The organism is Mycobacterium sp. KBS0706 (assembly GCF_005938675.2).
In the GTDB taxonomy this organism is placed as follows: Bacteria; Pseudomonadota; Alphaproteobacteria; order DSM-16000; family Inquilinaceae; genus Inquilinus.
The window spans coordinates 32,100-54,768 of sequence record NZ_VCCH02000058.1; the positions used below are offsets into that span (position 1 = coordinate 32,100).

Annotated in this window: 20 protein-coding genes; 10 read left to right on the forward strand and 10 right to left on the reverse strand. The window is 71.1% G+C overall.

The window, feature by feature from the left end:
- Nucleotide 1 precedes the first annotated feature (1 nt).
- The 5 genes from FFK22_RS26870 to FFK22_RS26890 are packed head-to-tail and all read left to right on the forward strand — an operon-like array spanning nt 2 to nt 5,111.
- Nucleotides 2-916, forward strand: a complete 915-nt coding sequence (locus FFK22_RS26870; RefSeq protein WP_138890807.1) for an ABC transporter permease — start codon at nt 2-4, stop codon at nt 914-916.
- Complete coding sequence (locus FFK22_RS26875) at nt 913-2,274, forward strand: M20/M25/M40 family metallo-hydrolase (RefSeq protein ID WP_138890808.1); 1,362 nt, start codon at nt 913-915, stop codon at nt 2,272-2,274. The genes FFK22_RS26870 and FFK22_RS26875 overlap by 4 nt, the downstream gene beginning before the upstream one ends.
- The gene (locus FFK22_RS26880) at nt 2,271-3,266 is read left to right on the forward strand and encodes a 1-aminocyclopropane-1-carboxylate deaminase/D-cysteine desulfhydrase (protein WP_138890809.1); all 996 of its coding nucleotides are present in this window, start codon (nt 2,271-2,273) and stop codon (nt 3,264-3,266) included. The genes FFK22_RS26875 and FFK22_RS26880 overlap by 4 nt, the downstream gene beginning before the upstream one ends.
- Before the next feature lie 7 nt (nt 3,267-3,273).
- Nucleotides 3,274-4,299: an ornithine cyclodeaminase gene (locus FFK22_RS26885; RefSeq protein WP_138890810.1), complete on the forward strand. Its 1,026-nt coding sequence runs from the start codon at nt 3,274-3,276 to the stop codon at nt 4,297-4,299.
- On the forward strand, nt 4,290-5,111 hold the full coding sequence (locus FFK22_RS26890) for a sulfurtransferase (RefSeq protein WP_221938878.1): 822 nt from the start codon (nt 4,290-4,292) through the stop codon (nt 5,109-5,111). The genes FFK22_RS26885 and FFK22_RS26890 overlap by 10 nt, the downstream gene beginning before the upstream one ends.
- Nucleotides 5,112-5,140: 29 nt before the next feature.
- Here the strand turns inward: FFK22_RS26890 and FFK22_RS26895 are convergent, their stop codons facing one another.
- The 10 genes from FFK22_RS26895 to FFK22_RS26940 are packed head-to-tail and all read right to left on the reverse strand — an operon-like array spanning nt 5,141 to nt 17,409.
- The gene (locus FFK22_RS26895; protein ID WP_138890811.1) at nt 5,141-6,469 is read right to left on the reverse strand and encodes an NtaA/DmoA family FMN-dependent monooxygenase; all 1,329 of its coding nucleotides are present in this window, start codon (nt 6,467-6,469) and stop codon (nt 5,141-5,143) included.
- A 23-nt stretch (nt 6,470-6,492) separates the two neighbouring features.
- Nucleotides 6,493-7,563 carry an LLM class flavin-dependent oxidoreductase gene (locus FFK22_RS26900; RefSeq protein WP_138890812.1) on the reverse strand — a complete coding sequence of 357 codons (1,071 nt, stop codon included), beginning with the start codon at nt 7,561-7,563 and terminating at the stop codon, nt 6,493-6,495.
- Nucleotides 7,564-7,571: 8 nt separating this feature from the next.
- The gene (locus FFK22_RS26905; RefSeq protein WP_138890813.1) at nt 7,572-8,894 is read right to left on the reverse strand and encodes an LLM class flavin-dependent oxidoreductase; all 1,323 of its coding nucleotides are present in this window, start codon (nt 8,892-8,894) and stop codon (nt 7,572-7,574) included.
- Between the two features lie 20 nt (nt 8,895-8,914).
- Nucleotides 8,915-9,874, reverse strand: a complete 960-nt coding sequence (locus tag FFK22_RS26910) for an LLM class flavin-dependent oxidoreductase (protein WP_138890814.1) — start codon at nt 9,872-9,874, stop codon at nt 8,915-8,917.
- Between the two features lie 22 nt (nt 9,875-9,896).
- The gene (locus FFK22_RS26915) at nt 9,897-10,523 is read right to left on the reverse strand and encodes a GNAT family N-acetyltransferase (protein WP_138890815.1); all 627 of its coding nucleotides are present in this window, start codon (nt 10,521-10,523) and stop codon (nt 9,897-9,899) included.
- A 17-nt stretch (nt 10,524-10,540) separates the two neighbouring features.
- Complete coding sequence (locus tag FFK22_RS26920; protein ID WP_221938879.1) at nt 10,541-12,208, reverse strand: ABC transporter ATP-binding protein; 1,668 nt, start codon at nt 12,206-12,208, stop codon at nt 10,541-10,543.
- Nucleotides 12,202-13,056, reverse strand: coding sequence for an ABC transporter permease (locus FFK22_RS43990; protein WP_221938880.1), 855 nt, complete (start codon nt 13,054-13,056; stop codon nt 12,202-12,204). The genes FFK22_RS26920 and FFK22_RS43990 overlap by 7 nt, the downstream gene beginning before the upstream one ends.
- 10 nt (nt 13,057-13,066) lie before the next feature.
- On the reverse strand, nt 13,067-14,068 hold the full coding sequence (locus tag FFK22_RS26930; RefSeq protein WP_138890818.1) for an ABC transporter permease: 1,002 nt from the start codon (nt 14,066-14,068) through the stop codon (nt 13,067-13,069).
- A 33-nt stretch (nt 14,069-14,101) separates the two neighbouring features.
- Nucleotides 14,102-15,736 carry an ABC transporter substrate-binding protein gene (locus FFK22_RS26935; protein ID WP_221938881.1) on the reverse strand — a complete coding sequence of 545 codons (1,635 nt, stop codon included), beginning with the start codon at nt 15,734-15,736 and terminating at the stop codon, nt 14,102-14,104.
- A gap of 44 nt (nt 15,737-15,780) precedes the next feature.
- Complete coding sequence (locus FFK22_RS26940) at nt 15,781-17,409, reverse strand: ABC transporter substrate-binding protein (protein WP_221938882.1); 1,629 nt, start codon at nt 17,407-17,409, stop codon at nt 15,781-15,783.
- Between the two features lie 284 nt (nt 17,410-17,693).
- Between FFK22_RS26940 and FFK22_RS26945 the strand changes: the two genes are divergently transcribed.
- The 5 genes from FFK22_RS26945 (at nt 17,694) to FFK22_RS26965 (ending at nt 22,450) form a co-directional block, all read left to right on the forward strand.
- The gene (locus tag FFK22_RS26945; protein WP_306770176.1) at nt 17,694-18,593 is read left to right on the forward strand and encodes an ABC transporter permease; all 900 of its coding nucleotides are present in this window, start codon (nt 17,694-17,696) and stop codon (nt 18,591-18,593) included.
- Nucleotides 18,583-19,293: an ABC transporter ATP-binding protein gene (locus tag FFK22_RS26950; protein ID WP_138890820.1), complete on the forward strand. Its 711-nt coding sequence runs from the start codon at nt 18,583-18,585 to the stop codon at nt 19,291-19,293. Before FFK22_RS26945 ends, FFK22_RS26950 begins: the two co-directional genes overlap by 11 nt.
- A gap of 34 nt (nt 19,294-19,327) precedes the next feature.
- Entirely contained in the window at nt 19,328-20,419 is a 1,092-nt protein-coding gene (locus tag FFK22_RS26955) for a PhnD/SsuA/transferrin family substrate-binding protein (protein WP_186002670.1), read from the forward strand.
- A 46-nt stretch (nt 20,420-20,465) separates the two neighbouring features.
- Complete coding sequence (locus tag FFK22_RS26960) at nt 20,466-21,437, forward strand: TauD/TfdA family dioxygenase (RefSeq protein WP_138890822.1); 972 nt, start codon at nt 20,466-20,468, stop codon at nt 21,435-21,437.
- A 68-nt stretch (nt 21,438-21,505) separates the two neighbouring features.
- Nucleotides 21,506-22,450 carry a PLP-dependent cysteine synthase family protein gene (locus tag FFK22_RS26965; RefSeq protein ID WP_138890823.1) on the forward strand — a complete coding sequence of 315 codons (945 nt, stop codon included), beginning with the start codon at nt 21,506-21,508 and terminating at the stop codon, nt 22,448-22,450.
- Nucleotides 22,451-22,669 lie beyond the last annotated feature (219 nt).

Consider the following 22,669-nt stretch of genomic DNA (forward strand, 5'->3'; position numbering starts at 1 on the left):
GATGACCCGCTATCTGCTCGACCGCGCCCTGCAATCCGTCGTCGTCCTGCTCGGCGTCTCGGCGATCGTGTTCTTCGCCCTGCACCTGACCGGCGATCCGGCGGCGCTGATGCTGCCGCCCGACGCGACCCGGGAGGAGATCGAGCGGTTCCGCACCGCCATGGGCTTCGACGCCCCGCTCCTGCTGCAGTATCTGCGCTATCTCGGCGCCGTGCTGCAGGGCGACCTCGGCACCTCGCTGCGGTTCCAGCAGCCGGTGCTCGGGCTGGTGCTGGAGCGGCTGCCGGCCACGGCGCTGCTGGCGGTCGCGGCCCTGGCCTGGAGCACCCTGGCCGGCTTCCTGCTGGGCATCGTCGGCGCCATCCGCCGCGACAGCTGGGTCGACCTGCTGGTCCGGCTGGTGGCGCTAGCCGGCCAGGCGGTGCCGGTGTTCTGGCTCGGCCTGCTGCTGATCATCCTGTTCTCGCTGCGGCTGCGCTGGCTGCCGACCAGCGGCTATGGCGAGCTGCGCCACCTGGTGCTGCCGGCGGTCTCGCTCGGCGCCTATTACATGAGCGCGGTCACCCGGCTGGTGCGCGCCAGCCTGATCGAGACGCTGGACCAGGACTACATCCGCACCGCCCGCGCCAAGGGGCTGTCGGCCTGGGGCGTGGTCACCCGGCACGCGCTGCGCAACGCCATGATCCCGGTGCTGACGGTGCAGGGCATGTATTTCGCGGCGCTGCTGGGCGGCGCGCTGGTCACCGAGATCATCTTCGCCTGGCCCGGCATCGGCCGGCTGGCGGTGCAGGCGATCCAGAACCGCGACTTCCCGCTGGTCCAGGCGGTGGTGCTGTTCGCCGCCGTCACCTTCGTCGCCATGAACATCCTGGTCGACCTCGCCTATGCCGCGTTGAACCCGAGGATCCGGCTATGACCGCGGTGGCTGAGACCCTCGACCTGCTGCGCGCCTGGACGCCGATCCGGTCGGTCGCCGGCGACCGGGACGGGCTGCCGCGGATGGCCGCGGCGCTGTCGGACTGGCTGGTCCACGAGCTCGGCGCCACCCTCGTTCCCGGCGCCGCCGCAGCCGATCCGCCGATCGTCCACGCCCGGCTCGACCTCGGCGCGCCGCGCACGGTCGTGCTCTACAACATGTACGACGTCATGCCGGCCGACCCGGCGGGCTGGAGCGTCGATCCCTTCACCGGCGGCGAGGCGGAGCTGCCGGGGCTCGGCCCCGCCTTCCTCGGCCGTGGCACCGAGAACAACAAGGGCCCGCTGGCCGGAATGCTGGTCGCCGCCCGGCGCCTGCTGCAGGCGGGCCGGCTCGGCGTCAATCTCGAGATCCTGGTCGAGGGGCAGGAGGAGAGCGGCAGCGGCGCGCTGCGGCGCTATCTGGCCACCGATCCCTGCCCGGCCGGCCCGGCCGATGCGGTGCTGTTCCCGTCGCTCTGCGAGTATGGCGGCGGACCGCCGCGGATCTATCTCGGCTTCAAAGGCATCGCCACCGGCGAGATCCGGGTCGAGGGCGGCGCCTGGGGTGGGCCGGCAGCGGCGATCCACAGCAGCAACGCCCCCTGGATCGCCAACCCGGCCTGGCGGCTGGTCTCGGCCTTGGCGGCCATCGCCGGCGGCGACACCGGCACGATCGGCGAGGTCGCGCTCGACACTGAGGCGCAGGCGATCACCGCGCGTCTGGCGGAACGGTTCGACCCGGAGGCCGAGCTGCGCTTCCGCCTCAGCCGGCGCTATGCCATCGACGGCACGGCGGAGGAGAGGCTGGCGGCCGTGCTGGCGACCGCCTCGCTGAACCTGTCCACACTGCGCACCGACCCGCCGGACGGCAAGGCGGTGACGCCGCACGCGGCCGCCGCGGGATTCGAGTTGCGGCTGCCGCCGGGCCTCGCCCCCGATGCCGCCTTGGACGACATCCGCGGCCGCCTGCGCCGGACCGGGCTGTCGGACGGTGTCGCGATCGACCTGGCCGATGCCTATCCCGGCTGCCGCTTTCCGGAAGCCGCGATCGGCGTGGCGGAGCTGGCCGGCACCTATCGCAACCTCGGCGCCGAGCCGCAGATCTGGCCCTGGGCGATCGGCAGTGCGCCCGGCTATGCCTTCGCCCGTATCGCCCCGGCCTTCCTGATCGGCGGGCTGGGCCATGGCGGCAACGCCCACAGCATCGACGAGTTCGTGACGCTGGACGGCCTGTCGCGCTTCCTGCGCTCGATTGAGGGCTGGCTGCTCCGCCTCGGCGCCCCTTCCCTTCCCGACACTCCAGGACGAGAGACATGACACCGGACGACTTCCCACGGGTCCCGCTCGGCTTCTTCCCGACTCCGATCGAGGCGCTGCCCCGGCTGGGGGCCGAGCTGGGGATCGAGCTGTCGATCAAGCGCGACGACTATTCCGGCTTCGGTGGCGGCGGCAACAAGGTCCGCAAGCTGGAATTCCTGATGGCCGAGGCGCTGGCCGACAAGGTCGAGGTGATCATCACCACCGGCGGCCACCAGTCGAACCATGCCCGCATGGTGGCCGCCGCCGCCTGCAAGTTCGGCATGAAGGCGGTGCTGGTGCTGCGCGGCAACCCGCCGGCCGAATTCCAGGGCAACCTGCTGCTCGACCGGCTGTTCGGGGCCGAGCTCGAGTTCCTCGAGCCCACCGCTTACTTCACCCAGGTCGACCCGCGGATGGAGGCCCATGCCGCCGCCGCCCGCGAGCGCGGGCAGAAGGCGCAGATCATCCCGCTGGGTGGTGCCAACGCGACCGGTGCGCTCGGCTATGTCCGGGCGGTGGCGGAGATGGACGCACAGCTCCGCGCCGCCGGCCAGGCCGCGCCCGATGTCGTCGTTGTCCCCGCCGGGTCGGGCGGCACGCTGGCCGGGCTGCATGTCGGCGCCCGCCGGTACTGGCCCGGCACCCGCGTGATCGGCATCAGCGTCAGCCGCGACGCCGCCTGGTTCCAGCAGCGGATCTCGGGCATGGCGGCCGACTGCGCCCGGCTTCTGGGCTGGGACCAGGCCTGGTCGCCGGCCGACATCTCGATCGAGGACGGCTTCGTCGGCCCCGGCTACGGCATGCCGTCGGAAGGCGGCGTCGCCGCGATCCACCGCATGGCGCGGACCGAAGGCGTGCTGCTGGACCCGGTCTACACCGGCAAGGCGGTGGACGGTCTGACGGCCCTGTGCCGCCGGGGCGAGATCCGGCCGGGATCGCGGGTCGTCTTCGTCCATTGCGGCGGGTCGCCGGCGCTGTACCCCTTCGCCAAGACGTTGATCGAGGCGTGAGGCGGTCATGGCCGAGGTCGAGCTCCGCCACCTCTCGCGCCGGGACGTGATCGCGCTCGGCGGCGGCGACATCGCCCGCGCGGTCGAGGACGTGACCGAGGTGTTGCGCCTGATGCGGGCCGGCGAGGCGGCGATGCCGGCCGAGACCGCGGTCGCGCTGGCGGGGTCGCAGCAGGCCAAGGCCTACGCCCTGGCAGCCCGGGTCGCCGGCCGGTTCGGCGCCGCCGGGGTGAAGTGGACGGCGCACCGGCCGCCAGCTTTGGACGGGGCACCGCAGATCCTGTCGCTGACCCTGGTCAACGACCTCGCCACCGGCCGGCCGCGCGGCCTGGTGGAGAGTGCTCTCCTGACCGCGACCCGGACGGCGGCGGTCTCGGCCCTGGCCCTGTGCACCGTCGCGCCGCAGCGGCCCCGGCGCGTCGCCGTGCTCGGCGCCGGGGTGCAGGCCCGGGCGCATCTCGCCATGCTGGCGGCGCTGTTCCCGACGGTGGAGGAAGTCGCCATCTGGAACCGGAGCCCGGACCGGCGGAAGGCCTTGGTCGCGGCGATCCGCCCGGCCGCGCCCTGGCCGATCCGCCTCGCCGACGACCTCTCCGAGATCACCTCGGGCGATGTCGACGCCATCCTCGCCTGCACCGGGGCGCCGCAGCCGATCCTCGGCCGTGGCGCGGTCCGGCCGGGGCGGATCCTACTGCAGATCGGCTATCACGAGGTCGAGTTCGACGCGATCGACGATGCCGACGCGGTCGTCGTCGACCTGTGGGGCGACTTCGCGCGGACCAGCGCCAAGAGCCTGTTCCAGATGCACCGCGCCGGGCGGTTCCCGGCGGAGCGGGTGGCGGCCGACCTCGCGGCGGCGGTGCTGGACGGCTGGCGACCGGCGCCGGGCGCCGCCGTCTACACGTCGAGCTTCGGCCTGAACGTGTTCGACATCGCCCTGGCCGCCCGGGTCCTGGCGCGGGCCGAGGCGGAGGGCATCGGCTGGCTGCTGCCGATGTCGGGAGACGAGAGAGGAGACTGGCCATGGCCGTGACCATCGGCGCCGCCGAGCTGCGCGACCGGCTCACCGCCGGCGAACGCCTGATCCTGGCCGATGTGCGGCCCGAGGCGGAGTGGCGGCGGGCCACCATCCCCGGCGCGATCGGGCTGAACGTCTACGACTACTTCATCCCGCAGAGCGACAGGCCCGGCATCGCCGCCATGGCGGGCGCCGCGGCCGGCGCCTTCGCGGCGGCAGGGATCGACGGAAGCGTCCCGGTCGTCCATTTCGAGCAAGCCACCGGCATGATCTCGCCGCGCGGGCTGTGGTTCCAGGAGTTCCTCGGCCTGCCCGGCGGGCTGATCCTCGACGGCGGCATCGACGCCTGGATCGCCGCCGGCGGCCCAACGCAGCCCGGGACCGGCCCGGCCTTGGCAGTGGCAGCCGGCGCGGCCCTGCCGCAACCGCCGGCGCCGCGGCTGGACCTGGTCGCCACCATCGACGAGGTCGCCGGGCTCGATCCGGAGCGGACCACGCTGCTCGACGTCCGCCGCCGCAGCGAGCATGAGGGCAGCTTCGTCCATCCCTGCTGCGCCCGCCCCGGGCGCATCCCGCACTCCGCCTTCCTGTTCTGGGAGGATCTGCTGGACGGCGGCCACTACCGGCCGGCAGCCGAGATCGCCGCCCTTGCCGCGGCGGCCGGGCTGTCACCGGACCGAAAGGTGATCACTTATTGCCACCGCGGTGCCCGCGCCGCGACGGCGCTCTACGCGCTGCGGCAGGCGGGGTATCGGGATGTCGCGGTCTTCGTCGGCTCCTGGCACGAATGGGCGGCGCGAGCGGACCTGGCGGCCGAAATGGAGTAGCCTTCCGTCATGGCAGGCCCATCGGGCATTCAACCCCGGTGGGCCAGTCTGACAGGCTGTGTTGCCGCCCGGACAGACGGCCTTGGCAGGTCGAGGTTGGAGCGGAAATCGCCGCCGGGATAATCGGTATCCAGCAACAAGCGCTTCCGCAGCTCCGGAAGCAGGCCGTTCAGCAGCAGATCCTCCTGATCCGGATTACCAAGGCCGTGCAGCGAGATGACATCGAGCACACCGGCCCGGAAGCGTTCCTCGATCGCGTCGGCGAGCTGTTCCGGCGTGCCGGCAACCGACCAATGGCCCGTCTCCTGCGCCTGGATGATGAGCTCACGGAGGGTCAGACCCCGCTGCGCATAGCGCCGGAAAACCTCCACGCGCCCGCGCCGGCGATTGATGCTGTCGACCTCGGGCAGCAGGCTGTCCGGAAGCGGCTGGTCCAGGGGCAGGTCCGACAGGTCGATGGTGCCGCCGAGCATGTCGGCCAGCTTGAGGCGGCCCTGCTGATAGTCGATCTTCTCGTGCTTCTCACGAAGCCGGCGGGCGACGTCGGTTTCGGACTCGCCGATGACGGAATGAAAGGAGTTCATCACCAGCGGCAGATCGGCGGCCCGCCCGAATCCCCTCGCCTGCCGACGGAGCTCCGCCACGAAGGCGACAGCCTCCTCGAGGGTGGGCTGCGATGTATAGACCACCTCGGCATGGCGCGCCCCCAACGTGATGCCCTCGGCGGACTGGCCGGCCTGGAACTGTACCGGCCGGCCTTGCGGTGGAGGCGGGACGTTGAGCGGGCCCTGAACCTGGAAGTGCTCGCCGTGATAGTCGATGCGGCCCAGCTTGCCCGGATCCACGCTGATCGCCCCGCCCTTCCGGCGCACGGCATCCGGGTGGTTGGCGTCGAACAGCGCGTTGACGATCTCGATGAACTCGCCGGCCCGCGCATACCGCGTCGCCGGATTGGGCAGCGCGCCGCCGAAATTCTCCTCGCCGACCGAGGATGTCACCGCGTTCCAGGCGGCACGCCCGCCGCTGACATGATCGAGCGTGCCGATCAGGCGTGCCAGGTTGTAGGGGTGGTGATAGGTGGTCGAGACGGTCGCGACCAGGCCGATCCGTGCCGTGACCTGGCTCAAGGCCGCCAGGGCGACGATCGGCTCCTGGGTTCCGGTCGTGCCGGACAGGCCGACGGGGTCCGCCTGCAGCAGATCGGCCGTGAACAGGCCGGTGATCTTTTCCGCCTCCGCCTTGCGCGCGAGCTCCGCGGCCCGGCGCGCGCCGGTCACCGGGCTGAGGTCGCCGGAGGCGAAGACGACATTGCCGGCCCCGACCAGGGTCTTGAGGCGGCGAGAACGATCGCCAGGCATGGGTGAACTCCTGATGTGGCTGTCTAATTCCGCAGCAGCGGCAGCAGCTGGTCGCCCTGCCGCCTGATCTCGAACAGGTACGGCGTGTCCGAGAGCACGAAATGCGTGATGCCCAGATCCCGGTATCTGCGCAGCGACCGGGCGACGTCCGCCGCCGAGCCGACCAGCCAGGTGGTGCCGGCGCCGCCGCCGCCGAACCGGCCCGGCGCGGTGTAGAGGTTGTCGTCCAGCACCTCGCCGCGCGCATGGGCGTCGAACAGCCGCTGCTGGCCCACTGCGACCGACTGCCGATGGTCGTGCCAGCCGGCGCCCTTGATCCTGGCCATCTCCGCGACCTTCGCCCGGGCATCGGCCCAGGCCTGCTCCGTGGTGTCGCGGACCAGCGTGGTGATCCGCAGCCCGAACTCCAGCGGCGGGAGGTAGCGGTCGAGCTGCCGGCTCAGCGCCTTGAGGCGCTCGATCCGCTCGCGGACGCCGTCGAGCGGCTCACCCCAGAACAGCTGGACATCGGCCTCGGTGGCGGACACCCGCTCCGCCGCGTCCGAGGCGCCGCCGAAATAGAGCCTGGGGTGCCGCCGGTCGCCACGGAGCTGGATGCGCGGCGCCACGGTGGATTCGGTCACCCGGAAATGCTCGCCCTCATGGGTGACGCTCTCTTCGGTCCACAGCCTGCGCACCAGCCGCATGAATTCCCGGGTCCGGGAATAGCGCTGCGCCTGGTCGCCCTCGCTGTCGCCGTAGGCGGCGAGGTCATCCTTGCCCGACACGATGTTCACCCGCACCCGGCCACCGCTCAGGTGATCCAGCGTCGCCGCGGCGGATGCGAAGGGGGCCGGCTGCCAGTATCCCGGCCGGATCGCGATCAGCGGCTCGAAGGTCGTCGTCCTCGCGGCGAGGGCGGTGGCGACGGTGAAGGTGTCGGGCCGGCCCCAGCCGGTGCCGATCAGCGCGCCCTTCCAGCCATGCGCCTCCAGCGCCTGGGCGTGGCCGGTCAGCGTGTCCAGGCTGTTGTGGTTGTCGACGGCGGTGTCGCCGCGGTGCCCGGCCTTGACGTCGTTCGGGATGTACCAGAGGAATTCGGAAGTGCCGCTCATGAGGGCCTCTACTCGCTTGGAGCCGGCTGCTTTTCCTGCGCGAGCCGGCGGCGCTCGCCGTGTCCGCCGGTTCGCAAGCCGAGATTCCCGCGTAAGGTCGGGTGTTCGTAGTCCTGGCGGAACACCCCCCACTCCTGCAGATAGGGCACCACCTTCTCGACGAATTCGTCGAAGCCGGTGGGTGTCAGATGCGGCGCGAAGACGAAGCCGTCGGCGGCGTCCGACTGGACGTATCGGTTGATCTCGCGGGCCACGGTCTCGGGCGTGCCGACGAAATGCTGGCGCGCCGTCACCCGGATGATCAGCTGGCGGATGCTGAGCCTGTCGCGCTCGGCGATCTCGCGCCAGGCGCGGGCGGTCTCCAGCCGGTGGTCGTAGCGGGCGGCGCGGCCCTGAGAGATGGCCTGCTGGGACACGTCGGGATCGACCTCCGGCAGCGGGCCATCCGGGTCGTAGGCGGACAGATCGCGGTTCCAGACCTGCTCCAGGAACACGATGGCGTTCCTCGGGCTGACCTGCTGCAGCCGGATGGCGGCCAGCCGCTCCTGCGCATGCTGTTCGCTGTCGCCGAGGACGAAGGCGGCGCCCGGCAGGATCTTCAGCTCGTCCGGATGGCGGCCATATTGCGCCAGCCGGCCTTTGACGTCCCGGTAGAAGGCCTGGCCGTCTTCGAGGGTGCCGTGACGGGAGTAGATCAGGTCGGCCTGGGCGGCGGCGAGCTCCCGCCCCGTGTCGGAATCGCCGGCCTGCGCGATCACCGGCGCACCTTGAGGCAGCGGCGACAGGGCGGTGCGCCCGGCGATGTCGACATGCTTCGACCTGACGGCGAAGTCTCCCTCGGCCCAGATCCTGCGCGCGGCCTCGAGGAACTCCCGCGCCCGCTCGTAGCGCTCGGCGAAAGGCAGATGGTCGCCCCGCCGGAAATTGGCGCCGGTGAACGCCCCGGGCGACGTCACCATGTTCCAGCCCGACCGTCCGCCCGAGAGGATGTCGAGCGTGGCGAGCTGGCGCGCCAGCGGGTAGGGCTCGTTGAAGGTGGTCGTCAGCGTGCCGATCAGCCCGACATGACGGGTGATGGCGGAGAGCGCGGTCAGGATGGCCAGCGTGTTCGGGCGGCCGGCCACGTCGAGCTCGTGGAAGCGGCCCTTCTGCTCGCGCACCCGCAGCCCTTCGGCCAGGAAGATGAAGTCGAACCTGCCGCGCACCACCGTCTCGGCGAAGTGCCGGAACGAGGAGAAGGCGATCTGGCTGCCCGCCGCCGGATCGCTCCAGACGGTGAAATTGTTCACGCCGGGGAACTGCGCCCCGAGGATGACCTGCTTCTTCGACATGATCGGCTTCCGGTGTGCGGTCAGGCGGCGGTGGCGTAGCGGTTGATGGCCGGCGGCAGGCCGAGCCGTTGGCGCAGGGTGCCGCCCCGGGCGCCGAGCCCGGCCTGGCGGAGGGCGGGAAGCAGCGTCTCGACCAGTTCCGGCAGGTCGCGGGGCAGGAAGCGGACGCCGTCGAGGCCCGCCGCCGACCATTCCGCGACCCGCGCGGCCAGGCCCGCCGCTTCGCCGGTCCCGACGGACACGTCGGCGAAGCGCAGTGGGCCGCGACCCCTGGTCCTGTCGCGAAGCTCCTCGGCGCCGGGACGCAGGAAGACGAGATCCGCCGCGGCGGCAAGCGCCGGATCGTCTCCTGCCGCGAAGGTCGTTGCGACGACCGGCTGCCCCTGCGGCGGGCACGGCGTGATCGAGGGGCCGAGCACGCTGAACCCGGCGCCCTTGAAGTCGATGCTGTGCAGTTTGGCGCCATCGAGGAAGCGTTGGCTCTCCGGGTCGCGGATCACCGCGTCGTCTTCCCAGCTGTCCCACAGCCGGCGGATGACCTCGACCGCATCCAGCGCGTCGCGGCCGAGCGCTGCCGGATCGCCCGCCGGGAAGCCGCCGAGGCGGCCGATGGCGCGTCCGGCCTCGGCGGCACGTTCGCCGCGAAGCGGCTGGACCAGCAGGCCCGCCCGTCCCTCGGTCACATAGTCGAGGGTCGCGATGGCGGTGGAGACGTGGAAGGGTTCGAGGACATTCACCGGAGCACCTGCGAGGATGCCGATGTCGCGCGTCCGGGCGCCCAGCCAGTTGGCGAGCAGCACGGCGTCCGGCCCGTCGCCTGCGGGCCGGGCGAACCCGTCCTCCAGCGTCACGAAATCCGCGGTCCCGTCGATGCGCTCCGCAACCGCGCTCCAAAGCTCCTGCCATCCGGTGCCGCGGGAGCCCTTCAGCGCCGCCACGTCGAGGCCGAAGCCGAGGCGGAGTCCAGCCTTGTCCGTCATGCTCTGTCCCATGTCTGGAGGATCACGCCGCCGTCTCCCGTTGCGCGAGCCGGGTGGCGATCTTCGCTTCCTGCTGCGCCTTGATCGCGGTCACGCGGGCGGTGGCGTCCTCGAAGGAGGCGGCGGGCCCCGGGACCGGCGAGCGGCCGGGCTGGCCGGCCCTGGCGCCGATATGCTTCTCGAAGGGCAGCGAACGGTACAGCTCCGGATCGGCCGCGGGATCGAACAGCGGCCGATAGCCGAGCGAGAGATACAGCGCGGTGGCCTCCGGCTGCCGGAAGCCGGTGGTCAGATAGGCGCGGGTGTAGCCTTGCGCGGCGGCGCTCTCCTCCAAAGCGAGGACGATGCGGCGCGCCAGGCCCTGGCGCCGCAGGTCGCCGCGGGTCCAGACGCGCTTCACCTCCGCCGTCTCGTCGTCATGGCTCATGAAGGCGCCGCCGGCGATCGCCTCGCCGCCGCGCAACAGCAGCAGGAAGTCCCCGAACGGCGGCGCGAAGGCCTGGGGCGGATAACGGAGCAATTCCGCGCGGGCGCCGCCCGGACGGCTCAGGTCGCCGTAGCGGCCGTCATATTCGCCGATCAGGCCTTCCACCAGCGGCTGTGCTTCCGGGGCCAGCGGGGAGGAGTGGATGATGATGATGTCGCTCATGCATGCGTCCTGGGCGATCAGGCTGCGGCCGCGGGGGCCAGGGTCGGCACCGCGTCGAGCAGCGCCTGGGTGTAGCTGTGGCGCGGGGCGGCGAAGACCGCGGCGACGTCGCCGGACTCGACCACCCGGCCGCCCTTCATCACCACCACGCGGTCGGCGAGGTGATGGACGACGCCGAGGTCGTGCGAGATGAACAGCAGCGAGGTGCCGGACTCGGCCTGGAGCTCGGCCAGGAGGTCCAGCACCTGGGCCTGGATCGAGACGTCGAGCGCGCTGACCGGCTCGTCCGCCACCAGCAGCTGCGGCCGCGGCGCGAAGGCCCGGGCGATCGCCACGCGCTGGCGCTGCCCGCCCGAAAGCTCGCGCGGATGGCGGTCGAGGAAGGTGGGGCCGAGCCGGACCGCATCCAGCACCTCCCGCACCCGCCGCCGTCGCTCGGCGCCGAACACCTGCACCGCATCCAGGCTCTCGCCGACGATCCGCTCGACGCTGTAGCGCGGATCGAAGGAACTGAGCGCGTCCTGGGCGATCAGCTGGATACGGGCGCGGCGGGCGCGTCGGTGCCGCTCGTCCAGCTCGCTCCAGGGCTGGCCGTCGATCAGCACCCGGCCGGCATCGGCGTCAACCAGGCCCAGCACGATCCGGGCCACCGTGCTCTTGCCCGATCCGGACTCGCCGACGATGCCCAGGGTCTCGCCGGCCGCCAGCGCGAAGGAGACGTCGTCGACCACCAGCGCCGCCGCGGCGCCGGTGCCGTAGCGCTTCTGCAAGCCTTCCGCCGCCAGCACCCGGCGCTGGGGATCGATCCGCTTGGCCGGCAGCGGGAGGCGCGGCCGGCCATGCGCCCTTCCCTCCCCAGACGCCGGTGCCAGGCGATGGCCGCGCGAGGCGGCGGAGGGAACCGCGTCGAGCAGCTGGCGCGTATAGGGATGGGCCGGCGCGGTGAGCAGGTCGGCGGTGCGCCCCTGCTCGACCACCTCGCCGTCACGCATCACCAGCACGCGGTCCGCCAGCCGGGAGACCACGGCCAGGTCGTGGCTGATCAGCAGCAGCGTGTGGCCGGCCCTCTGCCGCTGCTCGAGCAGCTCGAGGATCTGCCGCTGCACGGTGACGTCGAGCGCGGTGGTCGGCTCGTCCGCGATCACCAAATCCGGCTGCCCGGCGATCGCGGTGGCGATCAGCGCGCGCTGCCGCAGCCCACCCGAGAGCTGGTGCGGATATTGCCGCAGCCGGTGCTCCGGATCGGGGATTCCGACCGACTGCAGCAACGCCGCGGCGCGCCGATGCACCTCGCTCCTTCGCCGCAGGCCGCCCCGGGCACCGAAGGCATCGGAGAGCTGCTGGCCGATCCGCCGCAGCGGGTCGAGCGAGACCAGCGCATCCTGCAGCACGAAGCCGATCCGCCGGCCGCGCAGCCGGCGCCAGTGCCGCTCCCGGTACCGCAGCACAGTCTCGCCGTCGATCTCGAAGGCGTCGGCAGTGACCTCGGCCCCGGGCCCGGTCAGCCCGACCAGGGACCGGGCGGTGACCGACTTGCCGGAGCCGGATTCGCCGACCAGGGCGACGGTCTCGCCGCGATGGATCGTCAGGTCGAGCCCGCGGACCACGGCCGCCTTCCCCGCGGCGCCCGGGAAGCGGATCGTCAGGTTGCGGATCCTGACCAGGGCGTCGGACGCGGTCACCATACCCTCCTGCCCTCGAAGGCGGCCTGCCAGCGACGCCCGAGCGCGCTGACCGAGATCACCGTCAGGGTGATGGCGATGCCGGGCCAGACCGCGACCCACCAGGCGTTGCGCAGGTAGCTCCGCCCCTCGGAGAGCATCGCGCCCCATTCCGGCACCGGCGGCTGCGGGCCCATGCCGAGGAAGCTGAGCCCGGCGGCGCTGATGATCGCGGTGCCGAGGCCGATCGTGGCCAGGATCGGCACCTGGGCCACGGCGTGCGGCAGCACATGGCGCCAGACCAGGGTCGCCCGGGTGAGGCCGAAGGTCTTGGCCTGCTCGACATAGCCGGATTCGGCGACGACGAAGGTCTGGGCCCGCACCACCCGGGCGAAGCGCGGCACCGACGCCACGCCGAGGGCGACGATCAGATTGACGGTGCCGGGGCCGGTGAAGGAGATCAGCACCAGCGCCAGCAGCAGGTCCGGAAAGGCGGAGACGACGTCGAGGAAGCGCGTGATCAGCTCGTCGACCAGCCCACGCGCCAGCCCGGCGAGGAGCCCGAGCAGCGATCCGACGACCACCGCGATCAGCATGGCGCTGACGCCGATCAGCAGCGAATAGCGGGCGCCGTGGACGACGCGGGAGAACACGTCGCGGCCGAGCTGGTCGGTGCCGAACCAGTGGCCGGCGCCAGGCGGAAGCTGCGCCTGCAGCGGATCGGCCGCGATCGGATCGACGCCGGTGAGCAGGCCGGGCGAGACCGTCGCCACGGCGGCGACCAGCAGGAAGGCCGCCGCGGCCAGCAGGCCGGGATGGCGGAGGCCGGCGAAGAGCCGGCGCGGGCGGAGCGCGAGGGATGCCGCGGTCATGTCGCCCCCCTCACCGGCTGCGCACCCGCAGGCGCGGATCGAGGACCAGGTAGAGGAGGTCGACCAGGGTGCTGAGCACCACATAGATCGCCGCCGAGAAGATCGCGACCGCCAGCACCACCGGCAGGTCCTTGCCGAGCACCGCGTCGACCGTGACCTTGCCGAGGCCGGGGCGCCCGAACACCAGCTCGGTGATCACGGCGCCGCTGAGCAGCCCGCCGACCAGCCAGCCGGTCAGGGTCACCGCCGGCAGCGCGGCGTGGCGCAGCCCATGCCGCAGCCGCAAGGTCAGGCCGCTGGCGCCCCAGCTGCGGACGGTCAGGGCGAAGGGTTCCTCCAACGCGCGCTCCAGCCCCTCGCGCAGGACCTGGCCGACCACGGCGCCGAGCGACAGCCCGAGCGACAGCGCCGGCAGCACCAGCGCGGCGAAGCTGCGGTCCCCGGCCACCGGGAACAGCTTGAGGGTGAAGCTGAAGACGAACAGCAGCACGATGCCGAGCCAGAAGGACGGCGTCGACACCAGCACCAGCTCGACCCCGCCGGCGATGCGCCGCGCCCAGGGGCGGCCGGCGGTCAGCACCGCCGTCGCCACGGCGAAGACGACCGCCACGACCAGCGCCGCGGCGGTCAGCTTCAGGGTCGGCCAGAGCTGCGACTGGATCAGCGGGCCGACATCGGTCTGCAGCATGTAGGAGCGGCCGAAATCGCCGTGCAGGACGCGCCAGAGATAGCGCAGGTACTGCACGATCAGCGGGTCATCGAGGCCCCATTCGGCGCGGACCGCGGCCTCGACCTCCGGCGTGCGGATCTGCTCGCCGATCAGGAGGTTGACGATGTCGCCCGGCGCGATCTGCAGGCTGGCGAAGCTCAGCGTCACCGCGGCCCACAGCACCAGCACGGCCGAGCCGACGCGGCCCAGGATCTGCGCCGGCAGCGAGCCGCGCCCGCCGCGCGACCGGCGCCCGGTGGCCAGCGGCGCCGGCCGGATGGTGGTGGAGTTCTCGATCGTCATGCTGCCCTGCTCCTGTCCGCTGCGGACGGACGGCTACCGGCTGACCCAGATGTCGTAGGCGCTCTCCGGCAGCTGCTTGAACGGGCGGAAGCCGACGCCATGGACATGCGCGGCGGCGGCGATCTGGTCCTCCGGCTCGTAGAGCGGCAGGGCATAGGCCTGCTCGATGATGGCGAAGCGCTGCAGCCGCGCGTAGAGGTCGAAACGGGTCTTGTGGTCCAAGGTGGCCGAGGCCTGCCGCAGCCAGGTCAGCAGCTCCGGCGCCGCGGCGCGGCTGTAGTTGATCGATCCGCCCTGGTCGATCGGCAGGTAGTGCAGCTCGATGTCGATCGCGTCGGTCGGCGTGTTGGAGTTGGCGATCGAGCCGAACCTGCCGGTGGCGCGCCGGTCGGTGTAGGTGCCGGCGTCGACATAGGCGATGGTCAGGTCGATGCCCGCCTGCTGCCGGGCCTGGGCCTGCAGCGCCTGCAGCAGCACGTCGCGCTGGTCGCGCACCGTGGCCTGGGCCTGCACCACCTCGATGCTCAGGCGCTGGCCGTCCCTGGTGCGGAACCCCTCGGCGTCGCGGCCGGTCCAGCCGGCCTCGTCGAGCAGCGCGTTCGCCTGCTTCGGGTCGTGGCCGTAGCTGCGCTCGATGCCGGCGTCGTAGAACTGCGTGTCGATCGGCGAGGTGATGCCCCAGGCCCGCGTCCGCTCGCCGCGATAGACCGACTGCAGCACCGCATCGACGTCGATCGCCGCGACCAGTGCCTGGCGCACGCGGATGTCCTGGGTAGGCCCGTAGGCGGTGTTGAGGAACAGGGAATAGGGCGTGCCGGTGTTCAGCGCCTTCTGGTAGCTGAACTCCGGATCGTCCCGGAACACCGCCGCGTCATTGCCCGGGATGCCCTCGATCAGGTCGACCTGCCCCGAGCTCAGCGCCCCGATGCGCACCGAGGATTCGGGCAGGAAGCGATAGGTCACCTCGTCGAGATAGGCCGACCCCTGATGCGCCGCGTTGGACGACGCCCAGCGATAGGCCGGGTTGCGGACGAAGTGGATCTCCTGACCCTTGATGTAGCGATCGAGGATGAAGGGCCCGGTGCCGGGCACCTCCGGCCCGCCGGCCTTCAGCTTCGGCGAGGCGAAGGCGGTCGGGGAGAGGATCTCCAGCCCCGCCGCGAAATCGAGAAACGGGGCGTAGGTGTCCTTCAGGGTCAGCTCCACCGTCCTGGCGTCGACGGCCTTGGCCTCGGCCAGATGGGACACCGGGCCGGCGCTGGCGCTGCCGGAATAGGCCGGGTCCTTGAGCCTGGTGAAGTTCGTCACCACCGCGGCGGCGTCGAGCGCCTGGCCGTCGCTGAACGAGACGTCGTCGCGCAAGGTGAAGCTGTAGGTCTTGCCGTCGTCGGACACCTTGTAGCCGGTGGCGAGCCACGGCACGTAGCCGCCCTCGGCGGTGCGGGCCAGCAGGGATTCGAAGACGTTGCGCAGCAGCAGCTTGGTCTTGTCCTGCCCGTTCAGATGGGGGTTCAGCGTCGCCGGCTCGGTCTCCACGCCCCAGGTCAGCGAGCCGCCGGTGACGGGCGTGTCCGCGGCCGCGGGAAGGCTCCTGGCGCCGAGAGCGAGAACCGAGACGCCGAACGCGGCGGCGACGGCGAGCCTCCGCAGATGCTTGCTCAGGACCAAGATGACGTCTCCTTGCTGGCCGATCGGGCGATGACGGATGCGGGCTAGCGGTCGAGCCAGATGCCGTAGGCGTTCTCCGGCATCTGGTGGAACGGGCGGAATCCCTCGCCATGGACATGCGAGGCAGCGGCGATCTGGTCTTCCGGTACGTAGAGCGGCAGCCCCAGCCCCTGCTCGACGATGGCGAAGCGCTGCAGCCGGGCGTAGAGGTCGAAGCGCGTCTTGCGGTCCAGCGTCGCCGCGGCGGCCTGCAGCCAGTCCAGCACCTCCGGGGCCGCGGTGCGGCTGTAGTTGATGCGGCCGCCCCGATCGACCGGCAGGTAGTGGTACTCGATGTTGAAGCCGTCGCCGGCCGGCGTGGTCGAGTTGAGGATGGCGTCGAACCTGCCGCTGGCGGTCCGGTCGGCATAGGTGCCGGGATCGACATAAGCGATGGTCAGGTCGATTCCCGCCTTCTGCCGCAGTTGGGCCTGTAGCGCCTGCAGCAGCACGTCGCGCTGGTCGCGCAGCGTGGCCTGGGCCTGGGTCGCCTCGATGCGCAGGCGCTGGCCGTCCTTGGTGCGGAAGCCCTCGGCGTCGCGCTCGGTCCAGCCCGCCTCGTCGAGCAGCGCGTTGGCCAACTGGGGATCGTTGCCGTAGCTGCCCTCGATGCCGGCGTCGTAGAGCTGTGTGTCGATCGGCGCGGTGATGCCCCAGGACCGGGTGCGCTCGCCGCGGTAGACCGACTGCAGCACCGCGTCGACATCGACCGCCGCGATCACCGCCCGGCGCAGGCGGACGTCCTGGGTCGGGCCGTAGGTCGTGTTGAGATACAGCGTGCAGGGCGTGCCGGAGTTCAGCGCGTGCCGGTAGCGGAATTCGGGATCGTCCCGGAACAGCCCGGCATCGTTGCCGGAGATGCCCTCGATCAGGTCGACCTGCCCCGAGCTCAGCGCCCCGGTGCGCACCGAGGATTCGGACAGGAACCGGTAGGTCACCTCGTCGAGATAGGCCGGCCCCTGATGCGACGCCGTCGCCGGCGCCCAGTTGTAGGCCGGGTTGCGGACGAAATGGGCCTCCTGGCCCTTGACGTAGCGGTCGAGGATGAAGGGCCCGGTGCCGGCCACCTCGGGCCCGCCGGCCTTCAGCTTCGGCGAGGCGAAGGCGGCCGGGGAGATGATCTCCAGCGCCGCGACGTAGTCGAGGAACGGGGCATAGGCGTCCTTCAGCGTCAGCTCCACCGTCCTGTCGTCCACAGCCCTGGCTTCGGCCAGGTGTGAGATCGGCCCGGTGCTGATCGCCGCGGAATAGGCGGGGTCCCTGACCTTGGTGAAGTTGGTGACCACGGCAGCGGCGTCGAATTTCCGGCCGTCGCTGAAGGAGACGTCGTCGCGCAGGGTAAAGCTGTAGGTCCTGCCGTCGTCCGACACCTTGTAGCCGGTCGCCAGCCAAGGGACGTAGCCGCCGTCGGCGGTGCGGGCCAGCAGGGATTCGAACACGTTGCGCAGCAACAGCTTGGCCTTGGCCTGGCCGTTGAGATGCGGGTTCAGCGTGGTCGGCTCGGTCTCGACGCCCCAGGTCAGCGACCCGCCTTGCACCGGCGTCCCCTCGCCCTCCGCCAGCGCGGCTTGGCTGCCCAGCACCGCCATCGCGACGCCCAGGATAGCCCCGATCAGCCCCGTTCTCGCCGTCACAGTCATCCCCTTCCCGCCACGTCCGGGCCGAACGGCCGTTCGCACCAAGGCCTGAGTCATTTCACGACTAACGTGAGTGAGTCAAAATGTTATTCACGTCATGATGTAGAATTTTTGTCCGTATCAACACTTACGCATTGCATATATCGAAAAAACAACGATCATCGTCGGTGACTCAGGCTGCCCTCTCTGGATCGGATCGGCAGCCGTCGGGCGGCGTGATGCGAAGACGCCCTGCCCGGATCACGCCACGAGACAGCGCGAACCATGTGGGCAATCCGCCGATGACCATGTTCTCCGCGTCCCGAAAGCCGGCCGTCTTCACCGTGCCGGAGCGCGTCGCGACCCCCGCCGCGGCCGGAGTTCCGGAAGCGGATCTGGTCGACCCGCGCCGGGAGGGCGTCGTCCCGTCCAGGACCTCGCGCGTGCCGCGCTGGCTGCAGCGCCTCGCCGGCCCCGTTCTCCTGCTGATCGTGTGGCAGGGCCTGGCCTCGGCCGGACTCCTCGACCTGCGCACGACGCCCAGCCCGCTCCGGGTGCTGGACACGGCGATCGCCCTGATCGCCTCGGGCGAGTTGCAGGGGCATTTGCTCGCCTCGCTCGACCGGGTGTTGCGCGGGCTTGCCGTCGGCATGTCGCTCGGCGTGATCGGCGCGCTGGCCTCGGGTCTCTCGCGCCTCGGCGAGAGCTTGGTCGACGCCAATATGGAGGTGCTGCACGCAGTCCCGAACTTCGCCTTCCTGCCGCTGCTGATCGCCTGGCTCGGCATCGGCGAGGAGCCGAAGGTCGCGCTGGTCGCGCTCACCGTCTGGATCGCCGTCTACATCAACACCTACAGCGCCATCCGCAATGTCGATGCCGGGCTGATCGAGGCCGCGCGATCGTTCGGCGTGCGCGGCCGGGAGCTGGTGACGGCAGTCGTCCTGCCGGGCGCCCTGCCCGGCTTCCTGGTCGGGCTGCGGCTGGCGCTGACCTCCGCCTGGCTGGCGCTGATCTTCGCCGAGACCATCAACGCCAAGACCGGGCTCGGCCGGATGATGAGCGACGCGCGCGAGTATTTCCGGGTCGACGTGATCTTCGTGCTGATCGCGGTCTATGCCGCCCTGGGCCTCGGCTCGCTGTCGCTTGCCCGCGCCCTGGAAGCCCGGCTGCTGCGCTGGCGGAGGGCGTTCGATGGCGCTTGAGACCGCAGCCGTCGTCGCCCGCGACGTCGTCCGGTCGTTCCAGGATCAAGCGGTGCTGCAGGGGGTCGATCTCGACATCCTGCCGGGCGAGTTCGTCGTCCTGCTGGGCCGCAGCGGTTCCGGCAAGAGCACCTTCCTGCGCGGGCTCGGGGCGCTCGACGCCGAGGTCGAGGGCTTCATCCGCGTCCCGCGCCGCCGGGCGATCGTGTTCCAGGACCCGCGCTTGATGCCGTGGCTGCCGGTGCTGCGCAACGTCACGATCGGCCTGCCGCAGACCCGGGAGACGCGGGAGCGCGGCCTCGCCGCTCTCGAGGAGGTCGGCCTGGAGGCCAAGGCGAAGGCCTGGCCCCGGACCCTGTCGGGCGGCGAGGCTCAGCGCGTGGCGCTGGCCCGGGCGATGGTGCGCGAGCCCCAGCTGCTGTTGCTCGACGAGCCGTTCGGCGCCCTGGACGCGCTGACCCGGATCCGCATGCACGCGCTGCTCCAGGACCTGTACCAGCGCCACCGGCCCGCCGTGCTGCTCGTCACCCATGATGTGGACGAGGCGATCCTGCTCGCCGACCGCGTCCTGGTTCTGACGAAGGGACGGTTGTCGCTGGACCTTCCCGTTGGTGTCGACGCGCCGCGCAGCCGGTCCGATCCGCGGTTCGCCGCCCAGCGCCGCCGGTTGCTCGCCGAGCTCGGCGTGACGGCGGACTGAACCAACGATCCGATCTGAAAGGGGGAACAACAGCGTGACCGACCCGCATTTCGCAGTCCGCGGACGGACCAATCTCTCTCGCCGCGCGTCGCTGATCGCCGGCCTCGCAGCGCTCACCCTCGGCGTCGGGCTCGCCGGGACGGCCCGGGCCGAGGACCTCGCCGCCCGCCTCGCCGCCGCGGTCCCACCGGGGGTGCGCCTCGTGATCGCGGAGCAGAACGACCAGGCCTCGATCCCGTGGACGCTGTCCAAGGCCTCGGAGGGCGTCCCCTACGAGGCTGAGTTCGCCAACTTCAACGGCGGCCCGGCGGTGCTGGAGGCCCTGATCTCCGGCGGCGCCGATATCGGCTATATCGGCGAGGCGCCGCTGCCGATCGCGATCGCGGCCGGCGTCGAAGATCTCGTCGCGGTGGCGCTGAGCGCCAATCCCGGCACCGCCGGCAACTACTATGTCGTGGCGCAGCCCGATTCCGGCATCCGCTCGGTCGCCGACCTGCGCGGCCGCACCGTCGCCTACCCGCCCGGCACCGGCCGGCACATGGCGCTGGCCAGCATCCTGCACAAAGCGGGGCTGTCGCTGGAGACCGACGTCAAGGGCGTCGAGCTCGCCGGCGCCGAGGTCGCCCCCACCTTCTCCTCCCGCGCGGTCGATGCGGCCGTCGTCCTCGGCCAGCAGTATTTCCGCATCGGCGAGCCGCCGATCCTGGCCGACGGCCGCGGCCACAACTGGGGCTGGAACATCATCGTCGTGCACAAGACGCTGCTCGACGACCCTGCCAAGACGGCCGCGGTCGCCGACTTCGTCCGCCGCGCGGTCCAGTTCTACAACTGGCAGCGGGCGAACCCCGACGCCTGGATCCAGGCAAGCTATGTCGGGCAGCAGGGGCTGACCTTCGAGCAGGGCAAGCGCCTGTTCGAGAATGACGGGCTCGGCTCCTACTACCTCGTCGACGACCGTGCGGCCGAGGTCTTCCAGGAGATCGCCGACGGACTGAAGGCCACCGGCGCGCTGAAGCGCGACATCAGGATCGCGCCTTACCTGGACCCGCGCTTCAACGACATCGTCGCCTGGCAGAACCAGGCCGACGGCGTCGTCCCGCGCGATCTCATCCAGCCCACCCACTGATCCCCCCGCAGCCGCGCGCGCTGTCGCACCAACGATGGAGACCGCCATGACCAACGCCACCCTCGCCGTCTCGACGCCCGCGCCGGACGCCGAACCCCGCCACATCGGCGTGCATCCCCTGACCGGGCTGATCGGCGCGGAGATCTCGGGCGTCGACCTGACACAGCCGCTGGACGCCGCCGTCGTCGACGAGATCAAGGCCGCGCTGCTGAAGTGGAAGGTGGTGTTCTTCCGCGACCAGCCGCTGACCCATGACCAGCACGTCGCCTTCGCCAGCGCCTTCGGCGCCCCGACCGTCGGCCATCCGGTGTTCGGCTTCGTCGAGGGGCATCCGCAGGTCTATTCGGTCGCCCGCGACCGCTTCGCGGAGCGCCATGTCGGCGAGCCGCTGATCCGCCCCTGGACCGGCTGGCACACGGACGTCACAGCGGCGGTCAACCCGCCCGCCGCCTCGATCCTGCGCGGCGTCGACATCCCGCCCTATGGCGGCGACACGCTGTGGACCAATCTCGCCGTCGCCTATCAGGGCCTGTCGGAGACTCTCCGCGCCTTCGTCGACACGCTCCGCGGCGTCCATTACTTCTCGCCGCCGGAGGGCCAGGAGGCGACCGACTCCTTCATCAAGAAGAACCAGGCCCGTCCGCTGGTCAGCGAGCACCCGCTGGTCCGCGTCATCCCGGAGAACGGCGAGCGCGTGCTGTTCGTGAGCCCGTCCTTCCTGAAGCGCGTGACCGGACTGCACCCGCGCGAGAGCCAGCAGCTGCTGGAGCTGCTGTTCGAGCACATCGCGCGGCCGGAATATACCGTCCGCTTCCGCTGGCAGCCCGGCAGCATCGCCTTCTGGGACAATCGCGCGACGGCGCATCTGGCGCCGCGGGACATCTACAGCCTGGATTTCAACCGGCAGCTCTACCGCATCACCCTGCGCGGCGAGGTCCCGGTCGGGGTGGACGGCCGTCCGTCGACCGCGATCAAGGGCGAGCCCTTCGAGGCCTATACGCCGAGCAACGCCCACTGACTGCCCTTGTGCAGCTCGCGGTTGCGGAATTTCGCGGCCAACGACCCGGAGAAGGTGAGACATCCGCCATGCCGAGAGTCTTCAACAGCATCGCCGAGCTGATCGGGAACACGCCGCTTCTCGAGCTGCACAACTACCGCCGCAGGCGCGATCTCCCCGCCCGGATCCTCGTCAAGATCGAGTCCTTCAATCCGGCAGGCAGCGTGAAGGACCGCATCGCCTGGGCCATCCTGAAGAACGCGGAGGAGACCGGGAAGCTCCGCCCCGGGGACTTGATCGTCGACGTGACCAGCGGCAACACCGGCATCGGCCTGGCCGCCGTCGCCGCGTCACGCGGCTACAGGGCGAAGTTCTACGCCAGCGACAACATCAGCCCGGACAAGGTCAAGATCCTGCGCCTGTTCGGGGCCGAGGTGGTGCCGGTCAGGAACGAGTTCTTCCTCGACCCCCAGGCCCTCGAGAAGATCACCCTTCGCATCCAGGAGGAGAACCCGGGCGCGTTCTTCACCGACCAGCTTGCCAACCCGGCCAATCCGCGGGTGCATTTCGAGACCACGGGACCGGAGATCTGGCGCGACACCGACGGAGCCGTGGACATCCTGGTCGGCGGCGTGGGGACCGGCGGCACCCTTTCGGGCAGTGGCCGGTTCCTCAAGTCGAAGAAGCCCGGACTGAAGGTGGTGATCGCCGAGCCGGCCGAGGACTCCCTGCCCACGGAGGAGAACCCGTATCCCGCCCAGATCGACGGAGTGCACAAGGTCACCGAAGTGCCGCCCGAGCAGTTGCCGAGGAACTTCGACACCGGCATCGCCGACGAGGTCATCGCCCTGAACACCCGGGATGCCAAGGAAGCGGCGCTGGCGCTGGTGGCGGAGGAAGGCATCTTTGCCGGCGTCTCCTCCGGGGCAGCACTGTGGGCCGCGACCCGGCTGGCGGCGCGGCGGGAGAATGCCGGCAAGGTCATCGTCGCCATCCTGCCCGATCTCGGCGAACGCTACCTGACGTCGTTCTGACGCCGCTCCGGTCCGACCTTCGGTGCGCCCGCCCTTGCTGGCGGTCCCGACCACTCCGCGCCTGGAGCGGGGCCGGGCACCAGGCGCGGTCCTGACCACTGCTTGCAACTGGTTGCGGGTGATTTGAACCTACGAGTGCAAGTGGTTGATTTTGTTGGCTCGCCTCCCGAGCCCAAAAAGCAAAAGCCCCAGCAACTCAATGAGTTGCTGGGGCTTTTG

Bases quoted from the DNA above. Each gene is read 5' to 3' on its own strand.
- FFK22_RS26870 (WP_138890807.1), top strand. From the start codon at position 2: ATGACCCGCTATCTGCTCGACCGCGCCCTGCAATCCGTCGTCGTCCTG.
- FFK22_RS26875 (WP_138890808.1), top strand. From the start codon at position 913: ATGACCGCGGTGGCTGAGACCCTCGACCTGCTGCGCGCCTGGACGCCG.
- FFK22_RS26880 (WP_138890809.1), top strand. From the start codon at position 2,271: ATGACACCGGACGACTTCCCACGGGTCCCGCTCGGCTTCTTCCCGACT.
- FFK22_RS26885 (WP_138890810.1), top strand. From the start codon at position 3,274: ATGGCCGAGGTCGAGCTCCGCCACCTCTCGCGCCGGGACGTGATCGCG.
- FFK22_RS26890 (WP_221938878.1), top strand. From the start codon at position 4,290: ATGGCCGTGACCATCGGCGCCGCCGAGCTGCGCGACCGGCTCACCGCC.
- FFK22_RS26895 (WP_138890811.1), bottom strand. From the start codon at position 6,469: ATGCCTGGCGATCGTTCTCGCCGCCTCAAGACCCTGGTCGGGGCCGGC.
- FFK22_RS26900 (WP_138890812.1), bottom strand. From the start codon at position 7,563: ATGAGCGGCACTTCCGAATTCCTCTGGTACATCCCGAACGACGTCAAG.
- FFK22_RS26905 (WP_138890813.1), bottom strand. From the start codon at position 8,894: ATGTCGAAGAAGCAGGTCATCCTCGGGGCGCAGTTCCCCGGCGTGAAC.
- FFK22_RS26910 (WP_138890814.1), bottom strand. From the start codon at position 9,874: ATGACGGACAAGGCTGGACTCCGCCTCGGCTTCGGCCTCGACGTGGCG.
- FFK22_RS26915 (WP_138890815.1), bottom strand. From the start codon at position 10,523: ATGAGCGACATCATCATCATCCACTCCTCCCCGCTGGCCCCGGAAGCA.
- FFK22_RS26920 (WP_221938879.1), bottom strand. From the start codon at position 12,208: ATGGTGACCGCGTCCGACGCCCTGGTCAGGATCCGCAACCTGACGATC.
- FFK22_RS43990 (WP_221938880.1), bottom strand. From the start codon at position 13,056: ATGACCGCGGCATCCCTCGCGCTCCGCCCGCGCCGGCTCTTCGCCGGC.
- FFK22_RS26930 (WP_138890818.1), bottom strand. From the start codon at position 14,068: ATGACGATCGAGAACTCCACCACCATCCGGCCGGCGCCGCTGGCCACC.
- FFK22_RS26945 (WP_306770176.1), top strand. From the start codon at position 17,694: ATGACCATGTTCTCCGCGTCCCGAAAGCCGGCCGTCTTCACCGTGCCG.
- FFK22_RS26950 (WP_138890820.1), top strand. From the start codon at position 18,583: ATGGCGCTTGAGACCGCAGCCGTCGTCGCCCGCGACGTCGTCCGGTCG.
- FFK22_RS26960 (WP_138890822.1), top strand. From the start codon at position 20,466: ATGACCAACGCCACCCTCGCCGTCTCGACGCCCGCGCCGGACGCCGAA.
- FFK22_RS26965 (WP_138890823.1), top strand. From the start codon at position 21,506: ATGCCGAGAGTCTTCAACAGCATCGCCGAGCTGATCGGGAACACGCCG.